General features: G+C 65.5%; 6 protein-coding genes. 1 reads left to right on the top strand and 5 read right to left on the bottom strand.

Annotation, left to right across the window (positions count from 1 at the left end; genetic code table 11):
* From ACFWCF_RS12505 to ACFWCF_RS12485, 5 genes are read right to left on the bottom strand one after another with little or no spacing between them, the layout of a single operon-like run.
* A complete protein-coding gene (locus ACFWCF_RS12505; RefSeq protein ID WP_378561522.1) occupies nucleotides 1-2,025 on the bottom strand; it encodes a hypothetical protein in 2,025 nt (674 codons plus the stop codon).
* 14 nt (nucleotides 2,026-2,039) lie between these two features.
* On the bottom strand, nucleotides 2,040-4,769 hold the full coding sequence (locus tag ACFWCF_RS12500) for a magnesium transporter (protein WP_378561519.1): 2,730 nt from the start codon (nucleotides 4,767-4,769) through the stop codon (nucleotides 2,040-2,042).
* Nucleotides 4,769-8,344 carry a tubulin-like doman-containing protein gene (locus ACFWCF_RS12495; protein WP_378561516.1) on the bottom strand — a complete coding sequence of 1,192 codons (3,576 nt, stop codon included), beginning with the start codon at nucleotides 8,342-8,344 and terminating at the stop codon, nucleotides 4,769-4,771. The genes ACFWCF_RS12500 and ACFWCF_RS12495 overlap by 1 nt, the downstream gene beginning before the upstream one ends.
* Before the next feature lie 42 nt (nucleotides 8,345-8,386).
* On the bottom strand, nucleotides 8,387-11,110 hold the full coding sequence (locus tag ACFWCF_RS12490; RefSeq protein ID WP_378561513.1) for a hypothetical protein: 2,724 nt from the start codon (nucleotides 11,108-11,110) through the stop codon (nucleotides 8,387-8,389).
* Nucleotides 11,107-11,658: a hypothetical protein gene (locus tag ACFWCF_RS12485; protein WP_378561510.1), complete on the bottom strand. Its 552-nt coding sequence runs from the start codon at nucleotides 11,656-11,658 to the stop codon at nucleotides 11,107-11,109. The genes ACFWCF_RS12490 and ACFWCF_RS12485 overlap by 4 nt, the downstream gene beginning before the upstream one ends.
* 256 nt (nucleotides 11,659-11,914) lie before the next feature.
* On the opposite strand from ACFWCF_RS12485, the gene ACFWCF_RS12480 reads away from it, so the two are divergent.
* Nucleotides 11,915-13,039, top strand: coding sequence for a restriction endonuclease (locus ACFWCF_RS12480; RefSeq protein ID WP_378561507.1), 1,125 nt, complete (start codon nucleotides 11,915-11,917; stop codon nucleotides 13,037-13,039).
* Nucleotides 13,040-13,131 lie beyond the last annotated feature (92 nt).

Genomic DNA, 13,131 nt, shown 5'->3' with positions numbered 1-13,131 from the left:
TCACTCCACCGGCGCTTCGATCGGAGTCCGGTCGATGAGGTCGAGGTTGATCTGCTCGATCGGCGGATCGAGCAGCGCGATGGTGCGTGCCTGCTCGGGGCGGACGTCGGCGAACACCCGCACGAACCCGTGCTGGGTACCGACGTCGACCAGCCATGGCTGTCCCCACTCGCGACGGAGTCCCTTCGGATGGAAGTTGCGTGCGCCCGGGCGGGAGCCGACGCCTCCCCGGACTTCCAGTGGCTGACCGTCCCGCGCGCTCAGCGGCAACCGCACCGGATTGTGGATCACGACGAAAGGTGGTGCCGTGGACAGTTCGGTCTCGGACGCCAGCCGGATAGCGAGGACAACGCCACCGCTGGGAGTGAGCCGAGGTTCGACCGTGTACTGGATGCGCAGAAGGCCCGGGTAGGCGACGGTGGCGGGGATGCCCACGATGCGCTCACCAGCGGTGTAGGCGATGGCCACCACATGCACCGCGCAGCCCTGCCCCGACAGCGGATCCGACAGGTGCAGGCCGCCGTCCCGTTCGTACTGGGAGCGTGAGATCTCCGCGACCGGCCTCTGCTCCACAGCGTGCTCCGCAGGTACCTGAGGTGCACTGACATACACAGAGACGGACGCTGCCCCCTCCGGCCATGGGAAGGTCACCACCTGCTCGGTGCACCTTTCGACGATCCGGACGCCGGCCAATGCCGGCAGCGGTCGGGTGGCGATGACGGTGTGCCCCACTTGGACCTGTCCGTCGAGCACGGTCACGGGTGTGAAGTAGGCGCGCACCCACCCTCTCGGCCACGACACGGTGGTCATCGCGTGCCGGCCGCTCTGCTCGACCACCACGGGATGCACCAGCTTCGCCGATTCCGGCAGTCCACCGGAGACGGCCAGGGCACTTGCGTCCAGCAAGGCCCGATCGATACCTGCTCGGGGTGCGGTTTCGGTGCGGTACATGACCACCGTGCCGATGGCCGGTGGGGTCCAGCCGAGATCGAAATGGAGGCCGTCGCCCTCGCCATACGTGGTGATCTTCAGATCCGACACCGGCTCGAGCACCGCGGAGACGAGCACCTCCTCCTGCGCGGCCGGAGACAGTCTCGTCTGGCCGTCCACGTCGACCTCGCAGATTGCCCGGTACAGGTAGCGGTGTCCGCGCTGCGCATCGCGATCGACGAAGCCGCCGAAATTCGGTTGGTCGGCGAGAATTCGGTGTCGCGGATCGTTGGTGACGGGCGAACGCCCGTCGAGCGGGATCCGCAGGACCCGGACACGCGAGACTCCCGGCCATACCGACCATTGCCCGATGACCGTGCCGTCGTCCTCGATGACGACGAAACCGTCCACGGCACTCAGCAGGTGCCCCTCTGCCAGGAGGATCGGCTGACGCTCGGCCGCGTCCTTCTCATTGCTCCCGATGTGCGCCCACACCTGTAGGTAACGCACGGCGGCAGCCGACGGCGCGGTATCGACCATCAGCGTGCCGCGGGTGACGCCCACGAGCCTGCCCGCCTCCGGTTTGTAGGCACGGTGGGTTTCACCGGACACCACCCGATACAGCACGGCCGTGCCGGAACGTTCGGGAAGACCGGTCCATTCGAGACGGTGACCGCCACGCGGCTCCGGGGTGATGGTGATCGGGCCGACTTCGTACTCGGATTCTCCGTGGAGGAACTCGCAGAAGTCCTCGGTCTGCAGATCCACCAGAAATTCGCTGCCGGGCAGTGGTTCCACCGGTTCGAGAATCGGCTCCGGTTCCGCTGCCACGTGCTTCGACGTGGAGACACCGGCCTGCGCATCGTCTCCAGTGGCGGCGAGAGCGTCGACGAGTCCGCCGACGAGCGCCTTGGCATGCCGAGGCAACATCGGTTCGATCTCGTCGACAGTTCGCCGATTCGATCGGATGATCTGCTGCAGATGCGTGTCCTTGATCAGACCCGGCCGCAGCCGCGACTCGTCGATCTCGCGCTGCCGCCACTGCTGCAACGCTTCGAAAACCACGTCCGACGCCGCCGGTCCGCTGGATGACACAGAACCCCTCGCTCTCAGAAGTTGAGGCCGTCGACGGCCGGAGCAACATACGAACCGATGCCCGCGCGCCCGGCCCGAATGTCTTCGGGTTGTGCGGGTCGCAGCGCGATGTCCGGGACCTCCGTGACCTCGACTGTGGCGGCGTGCTTCGCGGACGGCTCGGCAAGATCTTCGGCCGAGATGCCCTCGGTGTATTGGGTGGTCACGGCCACGAGTCCGCATCCCACCCTCGTCGACGTGAGCACTTCGCCCGCCACGGCGGACGTGCCCCGCATGGTCGCGGTGTCGCTGAACGCGGCCCGGTCGAAGAATCCCGACTCGGTGGGAAGCCCCACTCCTGCCAGGAAGTCGTCGACACCGGCTCGCTGGATCTCGCCATCGACCCGGTACTCGACCACACCGACGAGTTCGCGCGCGAGCGCTGTTCGCGGTCCGGTGAGTTCGCCCATCGCCCGCTGCCACAGCACTGCCGCGCCGCGCGATGTCACCTCACCGCGGTGAAAGAGAATCGACCACTCGTCGAGCGGCGAACCCGAACCCGCGCCGGCCTTCATCGCGAGCAGACTCGGGTCGCGGTCGATGTCCTGCGCCGACCCACCGAGCGCGGCGCCCGCACTGCGCGAGACCGTATCCCACGGGTCGGTGAGCCATCCGACAGTGAACAGATCCTGACGGAGCTCGTCGGCAACACGCGCCACCTTGTCGTCGCCGGGGCTTCCCGAGCCGATCGCGCTGTGTCGCGGCAGGCCCCATTCGATCCGCCGGCGTGCGGTGAGAACGTGCTCGGCCACACCGAGCGGCTTCGCAAGGAAGGCACCGAGCGCTCTGCTCCACGACAGGTACTGGCGGTAGGCACCGGTCAGCACTTCGATTTCGCGGAGTGTCGCGCGCAGGTTCGTGCGATCGGCCTCGTTGGCGGCTGTAATGGCTTCGCGTTCCGCGAGGAGGTTCTCGAGGTACTGCTGTGACTTCCAGCAGATCAAGGTCAACGCCGTCGCCCACCCCAGCAGACACAGCGCAATGATGCTGCCTCCGGCCCACCACGTGATGATTTCCTGCCATGCCAGCAGGCCCGCGATCACGGCGATCACCACAGCGACCACGCCCGCGATGTGCACATTGCGGAACATCCGCTTGTGTACGTCGGCGCTCTCCTCGGCCGGATCTCGCAGTGCTTCAGCGCTCTTCACTCGTTCGAGCAACCTGCCTGCCTCGGACACGTCGGACGCGAGCCGGTCTGTGAGGATCGAGCCGAAGCCGACTGCAAAGCTGCTTCGCCCGCGTTCTCTCCATGCCTTGATCGCGGCACCGGTGCGGCGCGCATCCAGTCCGATCACGGGGTCTTGCTCGAGCTCCCGCAGCCGACCGTGGAATTCCTCCACGCCGAGGATGTCGGGAGCTTCGACGACATGCGTCAGAGTCGTTGCAGACACCACGCCCGGGATATCGGTGAAGTCGTCGACCGGGCCCGGCACGATGTCCGAGGCCGAACGCAGAACGGCGCGGTGAGCACCCACCTGGACGGGTGGAAGCCCCGCTGATCGTTCGCTGGCATCTGCCAGGGTCAGAGCAGCGCGGGAGTAGTCGCGCCACAGTGCCGACAGGTCGGGTGCCGCGGCATGCGGGGCGTTCTTGGCGCCGTCGAGGACGGCCCCGATTTCGCGTGACGCCGATTCGTATTCGGCCCAGCCCGCGCGATGACCGTCGGCATCCACCCCGCCGACAACCACGCGGTAAGCGCCCTGCGAGGCTCCGAACAGCGCGCGTTGAGTGGTGGCGGCCAGCCGTGCAGATGCCCGATTCTCCGCGCGGTTCATCAGACGGGACGGCGCGTTGGTGAGGACGGCAGCGAGAAACCGGCCGAACATCCGTATCGCGTCGCGAAACCGGATGTGGCGCGCTTCCCGTCGCTGGGGCGCAGGTACTCGGCCGTTCGTCAGCAGATGGCCGTGCTTGGTCCACAATGCCTGTGCCATCTGGCGTGTGGCAGTCGGCACGTCATCGACGTACAGCACGGCGGTTCCCGCATCGCGTGGAAGAGGGAGTTGCCCGTCGAAATCCAGCAGTTCCGAATGCAATCGATGTTCGGCCGCGGATGTGTCGAGACGACGGTAGAACGAACGCACCACCCGCAGCGAATTGCCGGGTAGCACGGGTAGATCGTCGAACGGGGTGTGGTCGATGTCGGTCCACAGACCGGTGATGCCGACGATGACCGGCGCCGCCTGTCGTCCTACGTCGACCGGATCGGTGGTCAGTTTCAGAGACTCGTGGCCCATGCCCGGCCCCCGTGAATCCTCCGGTGCGACGAGCAAGTTGTGCCATCCGGCGAGCGCCGGGATGGTCGACACCGCATGCGTGTCAGCGGGTCGGCGCAACAGCACGCGCACCCGAACACACCGCGCTCCACCGGAATTCGACGACAGCAGGTCGGCGAACATGGTCTCCGATTCAAGACGCACCGGCACGATACTCGCGCCGCTCGGGACCAGAACACACAGTCGTACCAGGTCGTAGTGACGCGAGGCGAGGAGATCCTGCAGGGCAACGACGTGTTCGAGACCCCGCACCGTCTCCACGGCCGGAATACGGGCGCTGGGTGCGTCGACCCGAGTGTCGTCGATCCACACGTACTGGCCGACGAGATCCGCAGCAGACAGATCGCGCAGCACATCGCGTACCCCGTCGGCGGGGCCCGGCGTCGCCACGAACACCGTGAGGATCTGCGTATCGGGCCTTGTCATCAGAACTGCCCCATGTTCGGAATCTGGAACGTCTGTGCCGTCGGTGTCGGCGCACTCGAGCTCTGCTTGTCGAATTCGTGACGGTCGGGTTGTTGCGCACGCACCGCGCACTCCTCGATCAGGTCGATGAGTTCACCGGTGGCCCAGAACACGTCGGCGGCGATGTCGCGATAGACGGGTGTTTGGGACGCCTGCTCGCGCACCGTGATCGTCGAGAACACGCCACCGCCCGGGGCGCCGCCCTGCCCCGGTGCCAGATAGTGCTGACCGGTCAGATCGCGCACCGTGGACAGCCACGTGATCGCGTTCTTCGCTCGCATCTCGATCGGAATTTCCGCACCGGTTTCAGCGACCTGCGACTGCCAGCCTGTCCCGGTGTCGCCGGTGCGCAACCAGTCGGTGAGCACGGATTTGGCCGAGACCTCGAGAATGCCACTGGCCGGCTTCTCCGCAGATGCGTCGTAGATCGCACGCAACGCGCGGTAGGGCAGCATCGAGCTCATCACCGGCGACTCGTGCGACCGCGCCATCGCGAGCAACACCGATTCGAGGACCGCGGGCAGCCAATCATTGTTGGCGAGGAAGCGGCCCGGCGGGGTGAGCAGCGGATTCGGGAAGTCCGCCCAGGTCGAGGTGGCGGCATCCCACACGCGTACCGGCTCGTCGTACGGTTCGGCGGGCAGACGCAGACGACCGGTTACCAGGCCGAGGAACCAGCCCGCGGTCATGGCCCGCCGCTCACTCTCGTGCATCGGTAGTGACGCCGCGAGCGGACGAGAACGTCGCCACTGCCAGAACGCTTCCTGTTGCGCGGGAGTGGAATCCGCCCACTGCTTCGCAGCCGGCGTGAGCACCGAATCGTATGCGAGCGGAGAGTAATTCGGATACGAGCCGAAAATGTCGATGCGGGTGAGCTTGTCCTCCTCGTTCAACAACCGCATGAACTCGGCACGGGTCTCGAGGTCGATCATCGTGTTCTTCTGCAGCACCTGCGACAGCGCATCCGCCACCGGAAGGTTCAGGAACGGGATCGACGTGAACTTGTAGCGGTACTCGATCTGTTGGCCCGGATGCAGGGCTTCGAGTGCCTGCTGGTTGACGCTGGCCAGCGGACGGGCGAGCGACAATGCCTCGACGAACTTCGACCGGAGACGCTCGCGCCGCTCGTCGAGCGCATACTCGGGGACGGTGATGTCCTCGATGTACTCGCGCAACGACACCCGGCAGAACCGGTCGAACGACTCCCCCGTCCTGGCCACGAACTGACGTGCCCGTTCGAGCAACTCGTGGGGACGCACGTGCACGTCGTAGCGCGCAGCCGACGGAACGAGCGCCTCGCGGGTTCCCGGATCGAATGGGAAGGCCCGGGTGCGCCACGCGGAGGTTCGCTCGAGCAGAGGATGCTCGTCGCCCGGGGGCCTGCTTCCGTCGATGGTCGGCCAGATCCCGGTCACCACATCGGCGACCGCACTGTGGACAGCGTCCTCGAACGGCGGCGTGCCCAAGCCATCCGACGACACGGCCAGCGGAAGGTCGGTCTTGTACTGGTCCATGAAGTCGGCCGACGGCGTGAGCATCACTTCGTTGTTGGCCTCGGCGAACCGCTTGGGCACGCGATCGCTCTTGTCGGCGGGCCATGCGCCGTACTGGTCGGTCGCCAACCGGGCCAGGCCGACGTCGCTCGCCGGCTTGCTTCGCGCCTTGCGCAGCGCAGTCTGGGATTCGTTGAGCGCATCGAGCAGCGGCTTGAGGATCTCGGGCACCAGCGCAGCCGCGACCTCGGAGACCTTGCCCGACAACGACGCATACAGCTGGCGGTACACATTCTGGCTGCAGCTCGAGATGACGCGCTCGAGGATGTCGGCGTCACTTTCGATGTTGCCCTTCAGCGCTCCCAGCATCTGGGCCGTTTCGGCCGACTGTGCCGTGATGTCGGCAGGACCCTGCTTCGAGAGTTCGTCGGCGCCGGCCCTGATCTGGTCCTTGACCAGGATGGACAACCGATTCACCACAGCTGTTGCGTACGGCAGCCCCAGATCGGAGATGGCCTTCGACACCGTCTGCTCGATTCGGTCACCGAGTTGCCGGTGCCACTGGAAAGCATGACCGAGCGCGTGCTGCTCGGCCGACGTCGCCAGCGCCTGGCGACGCGCGGTGAGAGCGCGGTTGATCTCGGGAACCCACTGCGACGCACTGAGGCCGCCACCGGACGGAAGATAGCCGCGCAGTTCGTTTTCGACGATCTGTCGCGCCATGCGCATGCCGTCGTCCGACGGCAGCACCGTCTGTGTGAGCCACGGACCGACACCCACCTGTGCGCCGCGCGGATCCGCGTGCACCACCGGCAGTCCCATGGTCTGGAGCAACGTCTGCCATTGACTGTCGAGAATCGCGTTGACCTGATCGTCGTCCGACGCCACGTTCGCGGGGTTGCGGTGGCCGTCGAGCAAGCGGTCGACGGTGCTCCGGGCAAGGCGCTGCGCGGAGTACTCGGCGTACCGGTCGCGTCCCATGCTCAGACTCGAGAAACCGTAGGTTCCCCACGGCAGGTTGTCCCACTGCCCGCCCCAGCCGATGTTGTCGCGCTGGCCGGACAGCCCGGCACCGTTGGTGAGGTCGTACTGCACGAACTGACGGGTCGCGGCGCCGCTCATCATCATGCCGGCGAGGCCGCGGGACAAGCCGCGGTAGATCGCCTTCTGGGAGCCGTCGCCGAACGGTGCCCCTTCGACGCCGACACGGCGGCCGACGGGGAATACCCGCGCGAACGGCACCTTCTCCCCCGTGCCACTCTGCTGGCCGAGCGCACGCAGTGTCTCGACGTCGTGCTCGCGGGCGGACCCGAGCTGGCTCGCGACGATCTCCCCGAGCATCGCGAGTGCGTTTGCGCGTACGCCGGTGGTCGCGCTGCGGCCGAGCCCGTCGAAAATGTCGGGGGCCACCATGAATACACCCATGAGCCGCGGGTCGAGCTTCGGGATGAGGGTGAGAATCCGGCACACATCCAGAGCCATCGACGCACCGGCACCGCCTGCCATCGACGACACCACGAGGACGACGGGCGACTCGTCCTGCTCGAAACTCCCGCTACCGGGGATCTCGAGCGCCGACATCTCGGTGGCGGTCTGCACCGTGAACAGTTGGTCCCACGCATGCTGCAACGTGTCGCGGATGCCGCCGGCCTTGCTCAAGGTGATCATCCGGCCGAGCGCCCGGTACTGACCGGCGCCCGACCCGATCGGGACCGTGACGGCAGACGGATCTCGCGGCGCCCAGGTGGCGATCTCGTCGAGACTGTTGCGTGCGCCGAGCTGGTTGCTCAACGCGTTGTCGAGCACTGCGTACGAATCGCCCTGTGGTCCGCTGCCGAAGTAGTAGCCGCCCTGATCCCGGACATTGCCGAGCCCGTCCGGCCCGGCTTCGGGAGCGGTCGGCACATCGACGCTGACGAACTGCCAGCCGCCGGGGATCTTGTCGACGCCCGCCGCAGCCAGGTCGGACCGGAGCTGATCCATCATGTACGCGAGGGTGACAGCGCCGGATCCGCCGCAACCCACTACGAGAAATCGCCTCATTACGGTCCTTCCGAATCGAAAAAATCTGTTGTTGCGTGACCGTCAGGCACCGGGTGGGCGGAACGGGTCGAAGGGTTGCCCCGGCGGAGTTGCTCCGGGATTGGTCGCGGGCGGTGGACTCGCGTTACCGGTGAAGGGCGGTGGCGCGCCGAAGGTCGGTTGGCTCGACGGTGCAGCGAAGGGGTCTGCGTGTGTCGCTACTGCTGCAACGGGCTGAGCAGGGCCTTGGGAATCGCCGTTGTTGCCCCGTGCGCGCAGGTCGTCGATCAGGCGAGGCGCCCTGCGTCCGACTTCGTCGACAAGCGCCTGCACACGTTCGTGCGATGCGCCCGCACCGACGAGCAGCAGCAGGGTCGCGTGGTCGGCGGGACCGTCCGGGTCGTGCAGGAGCACCCAATTGTTGTGGACGGCCAGCGGGAGTCGCGCATCGCCGCTGCGGCGATCGGTCGCGGGTGCGGCTCCGGAAGCCCCGAGCATTCCTGCGGCCTTCACGATCACATGTCCGGCTCCGACGGGTGACGCGCCCATCCGGGTTTCGAGCCGCGCGCCGTCGACGTCGAGCGTGCGTGCCGGCTTGTCTAGGCCTCGGACCGCTTCTATGAGGTCGTTGTCGTGCAGCGCGAATGGCTGCCCGTTTCGCAGGAGACCGCCGTCGGAGATCGTCACCGGGAAGCTCTGCGCCTTGAGGGTCTGCGCGGGAATACGGGAGGCGAACCATTTGAGTCCATACAGAATGGCAAAGGGGATAGCGATTCCGGCGAGGAACACCAACGCGAAGATCAGCCAGAAGCGACCGCTGTTGAGCGGCTTGAGCAGTTCCGCGGTGAACGGTACATCGACGGGCATCGCGCGATCGAGCTCGCCGTCCGGAGCAATCATCAGTCGGAGAGAACCGTTGTACGCGCCGTTACCGGCCTCGGGCACGACGAGTTCGAGCGGCAGGGTGCCGGTGGCACCTTCTTCGACCGTCAAGCAACTCTCGGGTGAGGTAGCAGCGCCGACTGTGAGTGTGGCGTCGCCGACGCCGTCGGGGACGGCATCGATCCGTACGGGCGACGCCGGATCGGCCCAGACGCAACCCGGGCCGCCGATCTGCATCTCGCTGGGGAAGGTGCCAGCGCCTTCCACGGCACCGAGGTCGAGTCGGCTGGGCACCGTCGGATATCCGATGGGCGGCGCCAGCGTCAGCGGGACGTCGACGTACTGCGGGGTGAGGTCGGTGCCCGGAGCGATGACCGCGCCGGACGCGTTCGTCGCGTCCGCGGTGGTCACCTCGAGGACGAGGCGCAACGTCGCTTCGCCGGGTGCGACGTCGGTCAGGTCGAGTTCGATCGGCTGCGCCATCTCGTCCTTGGACACCTGCGACGCCAGCGTGTGATCCGTCCCGGCTGCGTCGGTGAGCGACACGGACAGGGACGCGGATCCGAGTAGCTCGGACGGGTCTACCTCCTCGCGATCGGAATCGACGATGCCGAGTTGCACCGCCGACGTGACCTCTCCTGCGTGGATGGCCGTGACGTCCTGCCCCAGCAGTGCAGGGAAGAGATTGCCCGAGATGTGGATGTTCGACTTGGAGCGGGCTCCGGGGTCGGACCCGTCGGGGTCGACGAACACCAGTGCCCACATGCCTTGCCACTGCCCGGGCTCCGATTCCGGCTGCTGCATCGTGAACGACACCGATCGGTCCGACAGCCAGCGGTAATCGACCGCGACGCCGTCGACGGCCGCCGTGGAGGCGGTCGATGTGTACGCCATCGGTAGTTCGCTACCGTCCGGGCCGACCAGGGTGGGCACAAGGCCTTCCGCGTCGGCGAATCCGAGCACTGTCACCTGGCTGATGGAGTTGTCGAGGACGAAGCGGTGCTGCGCTTCCTCACACACCTCTACGGCGCACACGCCGGTCTCGTTCTCGAGCGGTGCCTGACCGGGGCTGCTGAACGCGTCGAACGCGAACAGCAGATCGTCGATGTTCTGCGCGAGGTAGAAGTCGCCGGGTGTGGGTTCGGTCCGCGCGCCGCACGCCTGTCCGGCAGCCGGTTCACCGGTGGCGATGGATTTCATCAGATCGAAGTCCGCGGCCTGGGCGGTGCCGTTCGCGAGGCCGACCGCAAACGTGACGATCCCCGAGGATCGCAGCTGGTCGGCGACGCCGGCAGGCCGGCAGATCGATTCACGGGCCGCGTCGACGACTTGCGCGACGCCTTCGTCGGTGGACATCGAGAGACCTGGTGCGTACGGCTTCTCGGCGTCGCGTGCGGTGAAATCGAGTTTTCCATCGGAGAACCACGCGATCGCCTGACAGGTCGCAGGTCCACCCGCCGCATGTTCGGCGAGAGCACCGCGTGCCCCGTCGAGTGCAAGCCAATAGTCGGTGTCGAGGCCGGACGTACGCGAACGGAATGCGTCGACCTCGTTTCGTAGTTCCGGAAGCGTGCCGGAATCGAGGCGCGTCCAGGGCGCGTGCATGGTGAAGTCCGACGAGAAGCCCGCCACCGCGACGTCGAGGGCGACCCCGGCCGAGCTACCGAAAGCGGCGAGCTGGCCGAGGAGATAGTTCGCAGCTTCGACGCGCGCTGCATCGGGATCTGCCTGTTGCAGGCTTCCTGATTCGTCGATCATGAGCAGCAGGTCACCTTCGCGCTGCGACGCCAGGCAACCACCGAAGTCCGCGACAGCAGAGTCTCGGCCTTGGTCTTGAGCAGAGGCTGTCGGGGCCATCACCAGACAGCCGAGCAGGACGGCGATGACTGCAGCGAGTCTTTTCACCGCCGACCCATCCATTCAGCGATTTCCCATGCACTCAGGACGATCGCCGCTGCCGCGAGGACGAGGGCTACCCAGTAGACGGTGTGCGACAGTTTCGACGGTTGGTACACCGGACGCGCCCGTTCCTTGGTGTCAGCAGACATGTGCGCGGCAAGGAGCGGTGCGGCGAGGAAGACAGCGAGACCCCACCCCACCCACGCGAGGACGACCGAGCCGCCGAGAAGTGCGACGAGTGCCAGCACCAATCCGACGAGTGCTGCCATGAACGCTCCGGCTACCCAACCCGCAGGCGTTTTGCCCTGGGTAAAGGCGCCCTGCTGGGACACGAAGGTGTCGGGCGCTGCGGTCGCGGACATCGTGCTCGGCCCGAACGGATCGGATGAGGTATCGAATCCCCCACCGAACGTCGGAGAACTGCCCCATACCGGTCCGTTCGGATCCGGTGGTGGCGGGTCTGTACCGTCCTGCGAGCTCGAGTACTCGCTGAAATCGAACGGGTCGGGCTGTGACTGCACAGGCTTCTCTCGGGTGAGGCGTGGGCCGCGCATGCGTTGGGGACACCCACACAAGTCGGCACTGTTGATCAGTCAATCGACCAATTACTTACGGTTGTTACACGTCATTCGGATGTGTTCGAATATCGGCAGCACCTCCGGGTCAATCCTAAGAAAGATCCGGACCGGCGGTGAGGCAAACATCAAATCAATTCTGCTACTTCGGGTTACATATATCGATCCGGCAGTGCTATGGTCCCGAGACCCAGGCGCCTCCACCTGTCTGCACGTTCGTTACGCAGAAGCGGTCATGACCGCCTTCACCCCAGCCGCCGGCCACGACTCACGCCTGGACGCATACTGTTCACATCATGCATGGGATCGCGCTGAGACTGGAACAGGCCGAATGACGGTCTGGGGAATCCACAACGACACGCTGACCGAAAAGCTTGTGGACGAGGGCTTCGTCAGCATCGGCTGGGACGAGATCGGGGACCTTCATCAGATCCCGGGTGGACGTGACGAACTCAAACAACGGCTCGTCACCGATCGGCCCGACAGTAAGCCGGGTGCGGTAGCCAACTGGGCGGGCATCCTGTACAAGTTTGGTCACGAGATCAAGTCAGGCGATGTCATTGTGGCGCCGTACAAGCCGGACAGTACGATAAATATCGGCGTAGTGACCAGTGGCTACTACCATGAAAGTTCGGCGCCTACTCACCGTCACCGTGTGCGAGTCGAGTGGAAGAAGACCGGCTTGTCACGAACCGTCTTCACTCAGCCTGCGTTGTACGAAATAGGATCGGCATTGACTCTGTTTCGAATCAAGACACATACAGCAGAGTTTCTCGCCGCGCTCGAAACCGATGCTGCAGTCGACGATGTCGACACCGTTGCCCGTGTCGTCGATGATGCCGCCCAGCAGCGTTCACAAGACGAACCCTCCGAAGAGCCTCGCGCTTCCAGGATCGCAAGGCACACCCGCGATTTCATACTGGAGTCGTTGAGCACCAAACTGACTCACCGCCAATTCGAGGAATTTACCGCAGACTTGCTCAGAGCAATGGGATACCAAGCTCGAGTCACGGCCTACTCCCAGGACGGCGGCGTCGATGTGATCGCCCACAAAGACCCTCTCGGAGTCGAACCGCCTCAGATCAAGGTCCAATGCAAACATCGCACCAACACCACCGGTGCGCCTGAAGTTCAGCAACTGATCGGTAGCCAAGGAGACGGGGAACTTGCCTTGTTCGTTGCGCTGGGGGCATATAGCCGCGATGCTTTGATGATCGAACGGCAGCGCTCCGGCCTGCGTCTACTCTCAGGCGAAGACGTAGTCACCCTTGTCCTCGACCATTACGAGACCCTTCCCGATCAGTGGCGGTCGGTAATTCCTCTGACTTCACTGCTGGTCGTTGCGGATGCCGCCGATTAAAGATGTTTCGGTAATTGAGTGAGAACTGGTCATAAGGAAAGCCCGGTGTGATCGAGGAAGCCGTGACACAGATCGTAGTTCGACCCGATCCG

It is taken from the genome of Rhodococcus sp. NPDC060090, assembly GCF_042729855.1.
In the GTDB taxonomy this organism is placed as follows: domain Bacteria; phylum Actinomycetota; class Actinomycetes; order Mycobacteriales; family Mycobacteriaceae; genus Rhodococcus.
Note: the sequence above shows the minus strand (reverse complement) of the source record. Positions and strands in the feature narration are given on the sequence as shown.

Coding starts and splice junctions, on each gene's coding strand:
- ACFWCF_RS12485 (WP_378561510.1), bottom strand. CDS start 11,658: ATGCGCGGCCCACGCCTCACCCGAGAGAAGCCTGTGCAGTCACAGCCC.
- ACFWCF_RS12495 (WP_378561516.1), bottom strand. CDS start 8,344: ATGAGGCGATTTCTCGTAGTGGGTTGCGGCGGATCCGGCGCTGTCACC.
- ACFWCF_RS12500 (WP_378561519.1), bottom strand. CDS start 4,769: ATGACAAGGCCCGATACGCAGATCCTCACGGTGTTCGTGGCGACGCCG.
- ACFWCF_RS12480 (WP_378561507.1), top strand. CDS start 11,915: ATGACCGCCTTCACCCCAGCCGCCGGCCACGACTCACGCCTGGACGCA.